Annotated in this window: 10 protein-coding genes; 5 read left to right on the plus strand and 5 right to left on the minus strand. The window is 60.8% G+C overall.

Annotated elements, in window-relative coordinates:
- Positions 1–12 precede the first annotated feature (12 nt).
- Positions 13–2,430 carry a DNA topoisomerase (ATP-hydrolyzing) subunit B gene (gene gyrB, locus VJR90_08045; GenBank protein HKV97420.1) on the plus strand — a complete coding sequence of 806 codons (2,418 nt, stop codon included), beginning with the start codon at positions 13–15 and terminating at the stop codon, positions 2,428–2,430.
- 6 nt (positions 2,431–2,436) lie between these two features.
- Here the strand turns inward: gyrB and VJR90_08050 are convergent, their stop codons facing one another.
- Genes VJR90_08050 through glyQ form a run of 4 tightly spaced genes read right to left on the minus strand, consistent with a single transcriptional unit; the run spans position 2,437 to position 6,749 of the window.
- On the minus strand, positions 2,437–3,192 hold the full coding sequence (locus tag VJR90_08050) for a lysophospholipid acyltransferase family protein (protein HKV97421.1): 756 nt from the start codon (positions 3,190–3,192) through the stop codon (positions 2,437–2,439).
- Entirely contained in the window at positions 3,189–3,734 is a 546-nt protein-coding gene (gmhB, locus tag VJR90_08055) for a D-glycero-beta-D-manno-heptose 1,7-bisphosphate 7-phosphatase (protein HKV97422.1), read from the minus strand. The genes VJR90_08050 and gmhB overlap by 4 nt, the downstream gene beginning before the upstream one ends.
- Positions 3,731–5,827, minus strand: coding sequence for a glycine--tRNA ligase subunit beta (gene glyS, locus VJR90_08060; protein HKV97423.1), 2,097 nt, complete (start codon positions 5,825–5,827; stop codon positions 3,731–3,733). Before glyS ends, gmhB begins: the two co-directional genes overlap by 4 nt.
- Positions 5,820–6,749 carry a glycine--tRNA ligase subunit alpha gene (glyQ, locus tag VJR90_08065; GenBank protein HKV97424.1) on the minus strand — a complete coding sequence of 310 codons (930 nt, stop codon included), beginning with the start codon at positions 6,747–6,749 and terminating at the stop codon, positions 5,820–5,822. Before glyQ ends, glyS begins: the two co-directional genes overlap by 8 nt.
- 234 nt (positions 6,750–6,983) lie before the next feature.
- On the opposite strand from glyQ, the gene glnA reads away from it, so the two are divergent.
- From glnA to ntrC, 4 genes are all read left to right on the plus strand, one after another.
- Entirely contained in the window at positions 6,984–8,402 is a 1,419-nt protein-coding gene (gene glnA / locus VJR90_08070) for a glutamate--ammonia ligase (protein ID HKV97425.1), read from the plus strand.
- A gap of 421 nt (positions 8,403–8,823) precedes the next feature.
- Positions 8,824–9,354 (plus strand): DUF4124 domain-containing protein, encoded by a 531-nt coding sequence (locus tag VJR90_08075; GenBank protein HKV97426.1) that lies wholly within the window; start codon positions 8,824–8,826, stop codon positions 9,352–9,354.
- A gap of 26 nt (positions 9,355–9,380) precedes the next feature.
- Complete coding sequence (glnL, locus tag VJR90_08080) at positions 9,381–10,463, plus strand: nitrogen regulation protein NR(II) (GenBank protein HKV97427.1); 1,083 nt, start codon at positions 9,381–9,383, stop codon at positions 10,461–10,463.
- Positions 10,444–11,835, plus strand: a complete 1,392-nt coding sequence (gene ntrC / locus VJR90_08085; GenBank protein ID HKV97428.1) for a nitrogen regulation protein NR(I) — start codon at positions 10,444–10,446, stop codon at positions 11,833–11,835. The genes glnL and ntrC overlap by 20 nt, the downstream gene beginning before the upstream one ends.
- Before the next feature lie 196 nt (positions 11,836–12,031).
- Here ntrC and VJR90_08090 read toward each other — a convergent pair whose 3' ends face one another.
- Complete coding sequence (locus VJR90_08090; protein HKV97429.1) at positions 12,032–15,319, minus strand: PAS domain S-box protein; 3,288 nt, start codon at positions 15,317–15,319, stop codon at positions 12,032–12,034.
- Between the last annotated feature and the right edge of the window lie 332 nt (positions 15,320–15,651).

The raw sequence follows: 15,651 nt of genomic DNA on the forward strand, positions 1-15,651 counted from the left end.
ATGCCAAATGTTATGTCCAATACTAAGCGCTATGATTCTAATAATATCAAGGTCTTACGTGGCCTTGATGCTGTTCGAAAGCGGCCCGGCATGTACATTGGGGACACCGACGATGGGACCGGCCTCCACCACATGGTGTTCGAGGTTGTGGATAACTCCATCGATGAAGCATTGGCAGGCTATTGCACTGAAGTTTCAGTAACTATTCATGAGGATGAGTCCGTCACCGTCGTGGACAACGGTCGCGGCATCCCCGTGGATTTGCACAAAGAAGAGCACCGTTCCGCGGCCGAAGTCATCATGACGGTTCTGCACGCAGGCGGGAAATTCGACGACAACTCTTACAAGGTCGCCGGCGGACTGCACGGCGTGGGCGTATCTGTGGTCAACGCCTTGTCCGAACACCTGCGCCTGTTGGTCAAACGCGATGGAAAGTTGTATGAGCAGGAATACCGCAACGGTGATCCTGCGTATGCGCTGCGAATCATCGCTGACGCCCAAGGCACGGGCACCGAAATCCGCTTTAAACCCAGCGCCCAGGTCTTTACGCACATCCAGTTCAACTATGAAACGCTGGCGCGACGTCTGCAGGAGCTGTCGTTCCTGAATTCCGGGGTGCGCATCCTGCTCAACGATCAACGCACAGACAAGCACGAAATTTTCCAGTATCAAGGCGGGATTCGTGCATTTGTGCAGCATCTCAATCGCAACAAGACCGCGATCCATGCGGGCGAATTTCACTTCGTGGCCGAGCGCGATCGGATCACGGTCGAAATCGCGCTGCAGTGGAACGATTCCTACCAAGAGACGGTGTACTGCTTCACCAACAACATTCCGCAGCGTGACGGCGGAACGCACCTCGCTGGTTTTCGTGCCGCGCTCACGCGCACCATCAACAACTATATCGATGCCGAGGGTTTGCTACGCAAGGAAAAGCTGGGGCTTATCGGCGACGATGCACGCGAGGGACTCACTGCGATCGTCTCGGTGAAACTGCCGGATCCAAAGTTTTCCTCGCAGACCAAGGACAAGCTGGTGTCTTCGGAAGTCAAGGCGGTGGTGGAATCGCTGATGGCAGAAAAGTTCCAGGAGTTCCTGCTGGAAAAACCCGCCGAAGCCAGGATTATTGTCGGCAAGGTCGTGGATGCGGCGCGTGCGCGCGAAGCCGCACGCAAGGCGCGCGAAATGACGCGCCGCAAGGGTGCACTGGATGTCGCCGGCCTGCCCGGCAAGCTTGCCGATTGCCAGGAACGTGATCCGGCCCTATCGGAGCTGTTCCTGGTGGAGGGCGATTCGGCCGGCGGCTCAGCCAAGCAGGGGCGCGACCGCCGCTATCAGGCCATCCTGCCGCTTAAAGGCAAGATCCTCAACGTGGAAAAAGCGCGTTTCGACAAGATGTTGTCCTCGGCGGAGGTGGGAACGCTGATTACCGCTCTTGGCACCGGCATCGGCAAAGAAGAATTCAACGTCGAGAAGTTGCGCTATCACCGCATCATCATCATGACCGATGCCGATGTGGACGGTTCGCACATCCGTACCCTGCTGCTCACCTTTTTCTATCGCCAGATGCCGGAGCTTATAGCACGCGGTCACGTGTATATCGCGCAGCCCCCGCTTTACAAGGTGAAGCGCGGCAAGAGCGAACAGTATGTGAAAGACGACGCCGAATTGAATGCCTTACTCCTGCGTGCGGCAATCGACGGCGCACAATTGCACGTGAAGGCAACGGCGCCAGCGATGAGTGCCACAGCCCTGGATGTGTTGGCATCCAGATACATGGAAGTACTGGCCATGATTCGGCGCTGGGCGCGGCGCTACGACGAGCGCGTGCTGGAAAAACTGTTGTACGTGCCGGTGGTGTCACCGGAGAAATTCAGCGATGCCGCCTGGCTGGGCCACTGGGCGAAGACGCTTGAACAGCGCCTCAATGCCGACGACGGCAGCGGCACGCACTACCGCGTAGTGCTGCATCAGGATCCGAGCCGTGAAGTCCCGAGCCTGAAATTCACCCGCAGCTATCATGGCATGTCCGTGGATAAGCTCGTGCAACGTGAGTTCTTTGCTTCGGGTGAATACAAGAGCCTCGCGGCGCTGGCGCAACAATTGGACGGCCTGATCGGCGACGGCGCATACGTGACGCGCGGAGAGCGCCGCCAGGATGTCACGAGCTTCAAACAGGCCATGACCTGGTTGATAGACGAGGCCAAGCGTGGCCAGGCAATCCAGCGCTACAAAGGCCTCGGTGAAATGAACCCCGAGCAGCTCTGGGAAACCACCATGGACACGGCCACACGCCGCCTGCTCAAGGTCAAGATTGAGGACGCGCGCAGTGCGGACGATGTGTTCACCACACTCATGGGTGACGCCGTCGAGCCGCGGCGCGAATTCATCGAGAAAAATGCCCTTGAAGTTGCGAACCTGGATGTGTAAATGCAACTAAGCGCCTGAGCCCTTCTTTTTCAGCACCAAACCGCGGTAACCGGGGCTGATTTCCCGCATCTGCGCTTCAATCCAGTTTTGAATCTCCGTATTCACTTCGTCCGGCGGGCGATCGCGTGCGTACACGGGCTTGCCAATGCGCAGTTGCACAATGCCGGGATATTTGCGGAAGGCATTGCGTTTCCAGAAATCGCCGGCGTTGTGTGCGACCGGCACGATGGGCCGGCCGGTCTTGGCTGCGAGCAAGGCGCCCGACAGGCCATAGCGACGCGTGGTACCCGGCGGCATGCGGGTACCCTCGGGGAAAATTGCCACCCATAAACCGGTTTTGAGTCGCGCCTGACCCATATCCACCACCTGTTTCACCGCCGAATGACCTGCCTTCCGATTGATGGCGATTGGTTCGAGCGCGTAGATCGCCTGACCGATAATGGGCAGCCACAGCAATTCGCGTTTGAGCACCCAGCTCTGCGCTGGGAAAATCACCATCTGCGCCATGGTTTCCCAGGTGGACTGGTGTTTCCAGTAGGTGATGGCATTTTCCCTGGGGATGTTTTCCAGACCCTGCGCCTGGTAGGTGAGGCGACAGACATGCTTCAGGACGAAAAATTGCCACACCACCCATTGACGCGCGATGCGATGGCCGAAGCGTTTGCCGAACGGCAAAGGGGCGGCGAGAGCTATGAGCGTGCTGAACAACACGGCCGTACTGACCATGAACAGGTTGTAGATCAACGAGCGCAGCCAGATCATGTTTGGGCTTCACGCACGAGCTGATCTGCGGCGGCCGCGAGGTCGGCGAATATTTCCACATGCTGGGCAGCGTGCAGGTCGCGCAGGGTTTTTGCGCCGCTGCCGGTGAGTACCAGCATGGGACGCGCGCCTACACGTTGCGCCGCTTCAATGTCGCGCAGCGCGTCGCCGATTACCGGTACGCGGTGCAAATCGACGTGCAGCTGTTCGGAAATCTGCTTGAGCAGGCCCGGTTGCGGTTTGCGGCAGTTACAGCCCTCCTCGGGACCGTGCGGGCAGTAGAAAATTCCGGTGAGTTTGCCGCCGGCTTGCGCGACGGCAGTCTGCATCCGGTGGTGAATGGCGTCCAGCGCGGCGGGATCAAACAGGCCGCGTGCCACGCCCGCCTGATTGGTGGCGACGGTCACGGTAAACCCGGCGCGGTGCAAGCGCGCAATGGCTTCCAGACTGCCGGGTATCGGTACCCACTCCGCCGGCGATTTGATGTAGGCGTCCGAGTCGTAATTGATGACGCCGTCACGATCCAGGATGACCAGTTTCATTCCACTTGCAACAGGCCGATGTCGGCGATGCGGAGAAACGCGTCACGAATGTGCTGCAACAGTGCGAGCCGGTTATTGCGCAGCGCCGCATCCGGATCCATGACCAGCACGCGGTCAAAAAAGCCGTCTACCGGCTCGCGCAGAGCCGCGAGCTTTTTCAGGGCACCGCCATAATCCCCCTGTTGCGCAAGGACGCGCGCATCCTCGCCCAGCTTTGTCAGTCTTGCGTGCAGCGTGAGTTCCGCAGGCTCGCGCAGCAGTCCATCCTGCACGGTTCGGGACTCCGCAGGGCCCGCCTGCCGCAGAATATTGCCGATGCGTTTGTTGGCGGCCGCCAAGCTCGCCGCTTGAGGCAGGGTTAGGAATGCGTTCAATGCTGTTATGCGCTGCTGAAATTCGAGCGGCTTTCCCGGGTTGCAGGCGCGCACCGCATCGTAAACGTCGGTGCGGATGCCGGTTTCCAGGAAACAGGCGCGCAGTCGATCCATAAGGAAATCGTATATCTCCCTGATCATGGCCTGTGAGTCTCGAAGCTGCAGGGGTTGCAGCTTAACCGCGGCGCGTAGGTATTCCGCCAAATCCAGATCAAGTTCGCGCTCCACGATGATGCGCATCAAACCCAATCCCGCGCGCCGCAGGCCGTAGGGGTCTTTGTCGCCCGTGGGTCTTTGGCCAGTGGCGAATATGCCGGCAAGGGTGTCGAGTTTGTCGGCAATGGCCAGTGCCTGGCCGGTTTGGGTTACGGGCAATGCGTCGCCGGCATAGCGCGGCCGATAGTGTTCGGCGATGGCTTGTGCCACCTCCTCCGGCTCGCCGTCATGGCGCGCGTAGTAAGCGCCCATGACGCCCTGCAATTCTGGGAATTCGCCCACCATACCGGTGACGAGATCGCATTTGCTGAGCCGCGCGCACCGATCCGCATGCTGCGGATCGCCACCGATTTGTCTGGCGATCTGCGCGGCAAGCTGCGCCACGCGCCGCGACTTGTCGCCGTAGGATCCCAATTCCTTCTGAAATACCACGCGCTCCAATTCCGCGATGCGCGATTCCAGCTTTGTCCTGCGGTCACTGTCCCAGAAGAACATGGCGTCCGTAAGCCGGGGTGCGATCACGCGCTCATTACCGCGCCGGACTTCCGCTGGTTGCCGGCTCTGAATGTTGCTGATGGCGACGAATCGGGGCAGCAACTGGTCGTTGGTGTTGCGTAACGGGAAATAACGTTGCTGGGTTTTAAGCACCGCGACAATCACCTCGTCGGGCAGCGCCAAGAACCTGACGTCAAATCGCCCGGTAATCGGGACCGGCCACTCGACGAGCGCCGCGACTTCCTGCAACAGTGCTGCATCCAATTGTGCGCGACCGCCCGCGTGTTTCGCCGCGCGCGTGACCAGCACACCGATTTTTTTCGCCAGCGTGCCGGCGCGGTCCTCCACCAGCACCTTGCCGGTAGTGGCCAGAACTTTGCGGTATTCCTGCGGATTTTTGAGTGCGATTGCGGAAGGATGGTGGTAGCGATGGCCGTAAGTCTTGTTGCCGGTCTGGACCGCAAGTATTTCCGCCTTGAGCGTGCGCGCGCCGAGCAGCATGACCACCCAATGCACGGGCCGCACGAACTCGGCTTCGCCTGCACCCCAGCGCATGCGTTTGGGGATGGGCAGTTTCGCCAACGCCCCGGACACGATTTGCGGCAGCAACGCAGCCGCGGTTTGACTCTCGAGCTTAAGCCTGTAGGCCAGGCGCTCACCTTTAACGGTCTGTCTGTGCTCCAACTGACCGACAGTCACCCCACAGGATCTGGCGAAGCCTTCGGCCGCTTTGGTAGGCCGGCCGTCGCCATCAAAGGCCGCGGTCAGTACCGGTCCCAGGCGCTCCTCGGTACGGTCACTTTGTTTGATAAGGATCCTGGGCAGGTAAATCGCAAGCCGCCGGGGTGAAAAATAGGTTTCTCCCGCGCTGCAGTTTTCTGGGCACAGCCGATTGATTTTGAGCTGTTCGAGAACGCTGTTGTGGAAAGCAGCTGCCAAGCCCGGCAGATTTTTGGGCGGCAGCTCTTCGGTACCGAGCTCCACAAGAAATGCCAGGGATTCAGCCATGAGTGCGCTGTTTTTGTTTGGCGACGCGTTTGAGCAGGGGGAAGCCGAGCGCTTCGCGGCTGTGGTGATAATTTTCAGCCACGCTGCGTGCCAGCGCGCGTACCCGCAGGATGTAGCGCTGGCGTTCGGTGACGGAAATCGCGCGACGCGCATCCAGGACATTGAAGGTATGCGAGGCCTGCAGTACCTGTTCATACGCCGGCAGTGGCAGATTTTTTTCCAGCAGTCGCTGGCACTCACGCTCGCAGGTATCGAACCAGCCGAATAGCGCTTGAGTATCCGCTTGCTCGAAGTTGTACTTGGATTGTTCAACCTCGTTCTGATGGAACACATTGCCATAAGTGACGCGCCCGAGAGGGTCATCGGTCCAGAGCAGATCGAAGACGCTTTCCGTTTTCTGCAGATACATGGCGATACGTTCCAGACCGTAGGTAATCTCGCCAGTGACCGGCCGGCATTCGAGGCCGCCCACCTGCTGGAAGTAGGTAAATTGTGAGATCTCCATGCCGTTCAACCATACTTCCCAGCCAAGGCCCCAGGCGCCGAGCGTCGGAGATTCCCAGTCGTCCTCGACGAAGCGGATGTCGTGCACCAGTGGATCAAGACCGAGCGCGCGTAGCGAGCTCAGGTAAAGATCCTGAAAGTCTTGCGGTGAAGGTTTGATTACGACCTGAAACTGGTAGTAGTGCTGCAGACGGTTGGGATTTTCGCCGTAGCGACCGTCGGTGGGCCGGCGACAAGGTTGCACATACGCGGCTGACCAAGGCTCGGGACCGATAGCCCGCAGGAATGTGGCTGGATGGAAGGTCCCCGCCCCCACCGGCATGTCCAGGGGCTGAAGCAGTACACAACCCTGCCCGGCCCAGTATCGCTGCAGCGCGAGAATCAAGTCTTGGAAGCTCAGGAGGCTCTTGGCGGCCATCGGATGGTTCAGGGCGGCGGTCCGCAAAGGCGGCAAGTATAGCGGCTTCAAGCAGTTACGTCAGTTTCAAACACGTAGCATGGGTAATGCACCTATCTAGTGCGAGCTGCACATCCATGGTGCAACTAAAGTCAGTCGTTTAGTCTGCAGGCGTGTAGAAACCGGCTCTTCTGGTTGGCACGCAGCTTGCTGTCTCACTAGGGTAATTTATCCAGCTTCACACCGGAGACTGCCATGACTGCCAAGACCCCCAAAGACGTACTCGATCTGCTTGTGCAGGAAAACGTGAAGTTTGTGGATTTCCGCTTCACCGATACGCGCGGCAAGGAACAGCATGTAAGCGTGCCAGCCCACACGTTAAGCGAAGAATTGTTTGAGGATGGCAAGATGTTCGACGGCTCTTCCATTGCCGGCTGGAAGGGCATTAACGAGTCGGACATGATTCTGATGCCGGAGGCGGAATCCGCAGTCATTGACCCGTTTTTCGAGGAGACCACTCTCAACCTGCGCTGCGACGTGATCGAGCCCACCACCATGCAGGGTTACGGCCGCGATCCGCGCTCGCTCGCCAAGCGCGCCGAGGCCTATCTGAAGTCCACCGGCATTGCCGACACCGCCTACTTCGGTCCGGAAAACGAGTTCTTCATTTTCGACACTGTGCGCTGGGGCGCTGACATCAGCGGCGCGTTCTACAAGATTGATTCGCGGGAGGCTCACTGGAATTCAGCCACCGCCTACGAAGACGGCAACTTCGGTCACCGCCCGGGTATCAAAGGCGGCTATTTTCCGGTGCCGCCGGTGGATGCGTTGCAGGACATCCGCTCGGCCATGTGCCTCTCGCTGGAGGAAATGGGCTTGACGACGGAGGTGCACCACCACGAGGTGGCCACGGCCGGCCAGTGCGAGATCGGCGTGGGTTTCGGCCACTTGGTGCAGAAGGCCGACGCGGTGCAGATTCTCAAGTACGTGGTAATGAACGTGGCGCAGGCCTACGGCAAGAGCGCCACCTTCATGCCAAAGCCACTGGTCGGCGACAACGGCAGCGGCATGCACGTGCACCAGTCCCTGGCGAAGGATGGCAAAAACCTGTTCAGCGGCAACCTCTACGGGGGCTTGTCCGAGCTCGCGCTTTACTACATCGGGGGGCTCATCAAACACGCGCGCGCGTTGAACGCACTTACCAACGCCAGCACCAACAGTTACAAGCGCCTGGTGCCGCACTTCGAGGCGCCGGTGATGCTGGCGTATTCCGCCCGCAACCGATCCGCCTCGATACGCATTCCCTACGTGTCGAGCCCCAAGGCGCGGCGCATCGAGGTACGCTTCCCCGATTCGTCCGCCAATCCCTACTTCGCGTTCAGCGCCATGATGCTGGCCGGACTCGACGGCATTCAGAACAAGATCCATCCGGGCGAAGCTATGGACAAGGACCTGTACAACCTGCCGCCCGAAGAGGAAAAGAACATCCCGCAGGTGTGTTTCTCGCTGGAGATGGCGCTCGAACACCTGGACAGAGATCGTGAGTTCCTGAAACGCGGCGGCGTGTTTACCGACGACGTGATCGACGCTTACCTTGCGCTCAAGGTGCAGGACGTGACGCGTTTGCGCATGACAACCCATCCGGTCGAGTTCGACATGTATTACAGCCTTTAGTCCCGAAGGGGGACTTGCAGGACCAACGCTGCCGGCATAAAAAAAGCCGGCGTACCGGGAATGGGAATCGGTACGCCGGCAAGCTACCGGGCGCTTGGGGAGACGCCCGGGCCGGCCCCGAAAGGGAGGGACGGGGCCGGTCAGCGCACTGGGGTAGTGCGCTTTTGGGATCAGGCATAACCCGATTTAGAACTCGACACATTGCGCCGCCACGTCTTTATTGGGGCGGCATTTGACGATTCCAAGCGTTTAGACTAGACCGTCCAGTCCAATAATGCAACTTGACGAGTGGAAGAGACGCTGAATAAGCCTGATGACTAGAGGTCAGAATCAGGCTTTAGTCAACCCTTGGAGGTGAAGCAGCGCTTTCTTTAAGCAAGCGCACTTGCGCCCTGTGAGCCATCTGAAATAGGCTGCCATCATGTGGAAATTGGTACTTGCGATCGTCGTCGCGCTTGCCATGGGGGCTGCGGTCGGGCAGTCCGACACCGTGTATCGCTGGGTGGATACGCAGGGAAATGTGCATTACAGCGATCATCCGTACCCCGGCGCCATCAAGGTGACGCTACCGCAAACCCAGACCTTTGCGCCTCCGATGACGGCGAAAGCCCGGGCTCCCGAGCCGCCACCCGCCGCAGTGCCCACGGCCGACTACAGCCAGTTCGCTCTGGCGTCGCCGGCAAACCAAGCCACGTTGTGGTACGTGCACGAGGTAACGGTAGCCGTAAACTTGGTGCCGCAGTTGCGCCCTGGGGACACCCTCACGTATTACATGGACGGCAAGACGATTGGACCAACCGACGCGACCTCCGTGACATTTAAGGACGTGGATCGCGGCGAGCATACGGCTTTCGCCGAGCTGCATGCTGTCAACGGTGCGAGCATGAAAACCGGGTCAATCACGTTTTACGTGCGTCAAAAGTCAATTCTCGCTCCAAAGCCGCCCAGGTAGGGTGCGCCTGCACTACAATGGTGCAGATGGGAAGTCCATCCGCAGCGTTGTCCGTATTACTGGAGACCATGACCACCGGCCTTATGTGGTTGGATCCATCCTTACGTCCTCTTTACGTGAATCCGGCGGCGGAATCTCTCCTGGACCTGGATGGCCGGGCAGGCAAGTCTCGGGGGCTTACTGAAACTTTACCTGGCAATGTCGAATTCCTGGCAACTCTGCAACGGGCGCGGCAAACCCGCGAAACCATCACCCGGCGCGAACTGGTTTTGACCGTGGGTGCGGCGAACGCACGTCATACCCTGACCGTGGATTGCACGGTCTCCGCGCTGGCAGAGCGCGATGCAACCCAGGATCTGCTCGTGGAACTGGTGCCACTGGACCGGCACCTGCGCATCAGCCACGAAGCGGGCCTGAGCCAGCAAAGCGGCGTGAATCGCGCGCTGGCGCGCAGTCTGGCGCACGAAGTGAAGAACCCGCTCGGCGGGATCCGCGCCGCCGCGCAACTCCTTGAACGCAAATTCACGCAATCGAATCTGGTCGAGTACACGCAAATCATCATCAGCGAAGTGGATCGTTTGGCCGCGCTGGTGGACAGCCTGCTGGGTCCCGCCCGGCCTGCGAGGCCCAGGGAAATTAACCTGCACGAACTCATGGAGCACGTGGCTCGCCTCACGGCGGCAGCCGCTGGCCCGAAAATCCTGCGCGACTACGATCCCAGCCTGCCGGAGCTGTGGCTGGACCGCGACCAGATGGTGCAGGCCTTGCTCAATCTTGCCAAAAACGCCAGCGAGGCGGCCGGGGTTCGTGGTCGCGTAATTTTCCGCACCCGGGCAATGCGGCAGTTCACGCTCAACGGCGTGCGCCAGCGGCTGGTGGTCTGCGCCGACATCGAAGATGACGGTCCCGGCATTCCGGCAGACATGCGGCCGAAACTCTTCACGCCGCTGACCAGCAGCAAGCCGTCGGGTTCGGGTCTGGGGCTGAGCATTGCCCAAGAACTGGTGAGCCGCCAGGGCGGGCTCATCGAATTTCACAGCCAGCCTGGCTGCACGGTGTTCTCAGTGCTGTTGCCGCTGCAAACCGGACATGAGCGCACATCTGCCTGAAATCTGGTTGCTGGATGATGATCCCGCGTTACGCCGGCTTACGGGGGAGGCCTTGCGCGATGCCGGTCACGCCACGCGTGAGTTCGCCGACGTCACCGAACTGCACAAGGCGCTGGCACGCCAGCTGCCAGCGTTGCTGATTACCGATATCCGCCTGCCCGGAAGTGACGGTTTGGATCTGCTCGCGCAACTGCACCAAGCGCACCCGCAGTTGCCGGTGGTGATAGTGACTGCACACAGCGATCTGCAAAGTGCGGTCGCGGCCTATCAGGGCGGCGCCTTTGAGTATCTGCCCAAACCTTTCGACTTGGACGAATTGCTGAGCGTCGTAGCTCGCGCCCTGCAGCAGTCTGGCCCGCAAAACGCACCGGCCACCGCGGAGCCTGACGGTGATCATGTCCTGATCGGCGACTCGCCGGCCATGCAGATTGTGTATCGCAGCATCGCACGGCTCGCCGGCACCCATTTTACGGTACTCATCAGCGGCGAATCCGGCACCGGCAAGGAACTCGCCGCGCGCGCGTTGCACCGCCACAGCCCGCGCGCGCGCCAGCCGTTCGTGGCGCTGAACACTGCGGCGATTCCCGCGGAGCTTCTGGAATCGGAATTGTTCGGCCACGAGCGTGGTGCGTTCACCGGCGCCAGCGCGCGCCATGCGGGACGCTTCGAGCAGGCGCATGGCGGCACGCTGTTTCTGGACGAAATCGGCGACATGCCCAGCGCACTGCAAACCCGCTTGCTGCGCGTGCTGGCCGAGGGCGAGTTTTATCGTGTCGGTGGCCACGAGGCTCTGCGCGCCGACGTGCGGGTGCTGGCCGCCACCCACCAGGATCTGGATGCACTGATACGCCAGGGGCGGTTTCGCGAAGACCTGTTTCACCGTTTGAATGTGATGCGCATCCACATGCCCGCGTTGCGCGAACGCTTCGAAGACATTCCGTTGCTGCTTCAGCATTTTGTGAACAGCGCATCCCGCGAACTGGGCACCGCACCCAAGCGCTTCACCGCCGAAGCCATGCGTGCGCTGCAACAGCGCGCTTGGCCGGGCAATGTACGCGAGCTTGCGAATGCCTGTCGGCGTCTGATGTTGATGACCGCGGGGCGCATCATTCACCAGAGTGATCTAGACGCGCTTGCCGTCGCACGCCTTGACGACGCGCCGGCCGCGGATCAATGGCCGCAGCAGTTGCATGCCTGGGTGCAGCGCGAATTGCTGTCCGGGACCACCGCCATCGCGGAACGTGCGCGCGCCGAACTCAGCCGTATCCTGATCGAAACGGCACTCGAACACACCGGCGGACGGCGCCAGCAGGCGGCGCGCCGCCTGGGAATGGGCCGCAACACGCTGGCGCGCAAACTCAAGCGCAGTTAAGCAATCAATGCGGAAGCACGTCGTGCAGCGTATGCTGCTGCCGCAACAATTCCCGGAACCGCGGCAAAATTCTCAGCCAATCGTGATGCGCGCGGCGTAGCGCAGCTGCGCCCGGTCAGAACTGGAAGCTGTGGAGGCACACCGTTCGACCGGGTGCTGATCGGGCGGCGTGCGCGGTGTGTGCGCTGGGTTTGGATCAGGTTTGGTCGGTGCGCGGGCGGGGTGCATCAGCGTTCCCATCCGCGGTGCCGACATCGGGGGGCTTCACAAGTTCGCTGGCCAACGGCAGACTGACTTCGAGCTTGGTGCCCTGGCCCGGAACGGAGTGCAGCTCGAATTTTCCACCGGCGAAGCGCACGCGTTCCTGCATGCCCAGCAGCCCGAAGCTCCGGCCCGCAGCTGCGCGCCGGCGCGCAGCGTCCACGTCAAAGCCGCAGCCGTCGTCCTGCACACTGAAGTGCAGCGCGCCATCCTGAACGCGCACATGCATCTCCACATGCCGGGCTTGGGCGTGCTTGGCCACATTGGTAAGCGCGGACTGCAGCACACGAAAACAGGTGATCTCAGTGATCGCCGGCAAACGCGGCAGACCCGGATCCATCTCCAAGCTCACCTTGAGTCCGGATGCGGCCACGCGTTCGCGCACAAACCAGCGCAGTGTGGCTGCGAGGCCCAGGTCGTCGAGCATCGCGGGCCGCAGATCCAGCGACAGGCTGCGCACCTGCTCGGAAAGCTCGGTGGTCAGCGCGCTGATTTTCCGGATCGCGGGCTGCTGCGCGTGCGGTGCCCGGGTCTCCAGTTCCTTGAGTTGCAACAGCACGGTCAGCAGATTCTGGCCCATTTCGTCGTGCAACTCGCCCGCCAGCCGCCGCCGTTCTTCCTCCTGGGCCTGCAGGATGCGAGGCGACAGCCGCTGCAGCTCCAGCAAATAGGCTTGCACGCGCTGTTCGGCTTCACGCCGCGCGGTGATGTCCAGGGCCACACCCGCGAGGCAGGTACGGCCGTTCAGGGTTAGGCGCCGTCCGGTGAAGTAATGCGGAATCCGCTGCCCGTCACGGCACAGCAAATCCGCCTCGATGTCGGCGTGGCCGCGCGCGAACACTTGAGCAACGCTGTCGGCCATGAGCTGGCGCTGTTCTGGAACGATCAGGTCGAGCGGATTTAGCTTGCCAAGCTGCTCAGCGCTGTAGCCCGTAACCTGCTCGAGGCGCTGGTTCCACATCAGGAATTTGCCCTGGTCGGTGCATAGCGTGAACAGACCGGGCAGGCTGTTGATGGCGTGGGTGAGCAACAACTGCTCTTGGTGCAACTTTTCTTCGGCTTGCTTTTGCGCGCTGATGTCCACGCCCATGCCGACCACGCAGGGTTGCCCGCGCCACAGGAAGTGCTGTGCCGCGTAATAATAGGGAATGCGACGCCCATCCTTGGTATAAAGTTCAGTCTCACCGCTCAAGCTGGTGCCGTGCAGGATTTCCTGCATCAATTCCGTATGCCGCGCACGCCGGTCCGGGGGCACGATGTCGGCCGTGGTAATTTCGCGCATTTCCTGCATGCTGTAGCCGGTGATTTCTTCGGTTTGCCGGTTCCAGCGCAGGAATTTGCCCTTGGCGTCGAACACGTAAAACACCCCGGGCAGCACGTCCAGCGCGTGCAGCACGAATTCACGTTCTGCCAGCAGACGGCTTTCCGCCTCGAGGCGTGCGCTGATGTCGTTGATGAATATCTGGATGTTGCCATCCTCAAGGCGCGTGGCGCTCAATTCCGTGTGGATGGTGTGGCCGTCCTGGTGGCGCAGGCGCGATTGCAGATGCACGGTATCATCACCGGCCACCTGACTTACGCGCTGCATCGCTTGCACTTCATCCAGCGACACCAACTGGCTGATGGGCATGCCGAGCAGTTGGTCACGGCGATAGCCGGTCATCTGGCACAGCGCACGGTTGGCAAACAGGATTTCACCCGTAGGCCGGCGCACCAGGATCCCGATCATGGCCTGCTCCACCAGTTCGCGGTGTTGACGCTCACTTTCCTCGAGCTGGTGCTGTACCGCCAGGCGCTCGCCGATGTCGCGCTGCACGGATTGAATATCGCCGTTGGGCAGGCGCAGCGTGCTCACCTCCACGTAAACTTTGTGGCCGTCTTTGTGGAACATCCAGGACTCAAAATACGCGGATTCACCGGATTTGAGCCGGTCACCGCGCTGTTCGGACGGTTCGATCACGTCGGTGATGCGCATGTGCAGCAGTTCCTCGCGGCTGTAACCCAGCATCGTGCAGAACGCCGCGTTCACCAAGGTGAATTCACCCGATGCGCGCCGCAGGCAGATGGCTTCCACCGCCTGTTCGATGAGTTGCGCATAACGCTGCTCGCCGGCGGCGCGTGCTTGCTCGATGTTGCGGCGCGCCTGCGCCTGGGCCTCGAGGCTGGCCGCCATGCGGTTCAAGCCCGCGGCCAGCAATCCGAATTCGCCGTCGGTGTCCGTCAACTGGGCGCGCGCTTCCCATTGGCCACGGCCAATGCGTTGCAGGGTTTGCAACAGGTGCCGCAACCGGTGCGTGACTAACGTGGACGCGGCCCACCATGTCGTCAGCATGATGCACAATGCCACCGCTACCACGATGGCCAGGTCCCAGGCCAAGGGTACAAAAGTTGTGGTCCGCAATACGCTCACGTCTATTCCGCTCGCTACGAGCAGGGCGTGTTCGGGTATGTCAGTCGGGATGCGCCGCAGCGAAAAGACGCGCGGCTTGCCGTCGATTCCCGGCAGGGAGCGCTGCACCGTACCCGATACGGCACGCAGTGCCTGGAACAATGCGCTCCGGGACTGGTCGCTGCCAGTCAGAGTGCGGTCCTCGGGATAGTGCATCAACAGAGTGCCATCCTGGCTGAGCACAGCGAGCGCGCCGTAATGCGCCAGCAGGATCTCCTTGTCCGGCGGGGCCAGCACCTCGGGCGAAACCGCCGCGCTCAAGGTACCGATCAACTTGCCGGCTGCATCAAAAAACGGAGCGGAAAACACCAGCAGGCTGTGCCGGGTGATGAACCCTCGGGGAATCTCATCGCTGGTAAAGCGACGCGTGCGCTGCACTTCCTGGAACCAGGCCCGGTTGCTGACGTTGAGGGCGTGCGCGAAGGGCACCGCGCTGCAGCGGAATTCGCCGTTCAAGGACATCACGGCCAGATTGGTGTACAAGGGCATGCGGGCGCGTAACGCCGCCAGCGCGTGGCTGCACGCCTTCGGCGGTGCGTTTACGGCGGGCAGTTGTGCCATGAGCGTGAGTACGTCCTGACTGCGCGCGGCCAGATTCCGGTAACGGTCAACAACATTATTCGTGGCCAGTTGACTGATGCCGTAGGCGTAACTGCGCGCGGTGTAATAACGCTCAAACGCGGTGTAAATCAGCACGGCTATGGCGGGCAGAGTGCTGATTGCAACCAGCAACACCAGGCGTACGCGCAAACTCTGGGGCAGGGGGATTTTCATGTTGGTTCCGCCACGGGCGATTGGGACGATTGTCGGAAGGGTCGGCGTCCGTCCCTGGAGTGGTTGCCTGCCGTCCACCCGCTAGGGATTTTCCTTATTGCTACCCCGGAGCTTTCCCAACACCTTTCGGGGACTGTCTGATTTAAACCGGAACCATGCGCCCGTATAAACATAATTATGTCAATCAGTATACGTTTCCTGGCGTGCTTGGCTCTGGGAGCGAGCCTGGCCGTGATTTCCCTGTCCAGCTTGGCCGCAACCCGCAGTCAGCAGTTTGTGGTCATGGTGCGGGTATTGCCGCATTGTCAATGGTCCCTTCCCTCTGAGTATGC

This window comes from Gammaproteobacteria bacterium, from assembly GCA_035279405.1.
GTDB lineage: Bacteria > Pseudomonadota > Gammaproteobacteria > Natronospirales > REEB76 > REEB76.

Excerpts from the sequence above, each read along its gene's own strand:
- VJR90_08075 (HKV97426.1), top strand. The coding sequence starts at position 8,824 with ATGTGGAAATTGGTACTTGCGATCGTCGTCGCGCTTGCCATGGGGGCT.
- VJR90_08050 (HKV97421.1), bottom strand. The coding sequence starts at position 3,192 with ATGATCTGGCTGCGCTCGTTGATCTACAACCTGTTCATGGTCAGTACG.
- glnL (HKV97427.1), top strand. The coding sequence starts at position 9,381 with ATGGGAAGTCCATCCGCAGCGTTGTCCGTATTACTGGAGACCATGACC.
- glnA (HKV97425.1), top strand. The coding sequence starts at position 6,984 with ATGACTGCCAAGACCCCCAAAGACGTACTCGATCTGCTTGTGCAGGAA.
- glyQ (HKV97424.1), bottom strand. The coding sequence starts at position 6,749 with ATGGCCGCCAAGAGCCTCCTGAGCTTCCAAGACTTGATTCTCGCGCTG.
- VJR90_08090 (HKV97429.1), bottom strand. The coding sequence starts at position 15,319 with ATGAAAATCCCCCTGCCCCAGAGTTTGCGCGTACGCCTGGTGTTGCTG.
- gyrB (HKV97420.1), top strand. The coding sequence starts at position 13 with ATGTCCAATACTAAGCGCTATGATTCTAATAATATCAAGGTCTTACGT.
- gmhB (HKV97422.1), bottom strand. The coding sequence starts at position 3,734 with ATGAAACTGGTCATCCTGGATCGTGACGGCGTCATCAATTACGACTCG.
- glyS (HKV97423.1), bottom strand. The coding sequence starts at position 5,827 with ATGGCTGAATCCCTGGCATTTCTTGTGGAGCTCGGTACCGAAGAGCTG.
- ntrC (HKV97428.1), top strand. The coding sequence starts at position 10,444 with ATGAGCGCACATCTGCCTGAAATCTGGTTGCTGGATGATGATCCCGCG.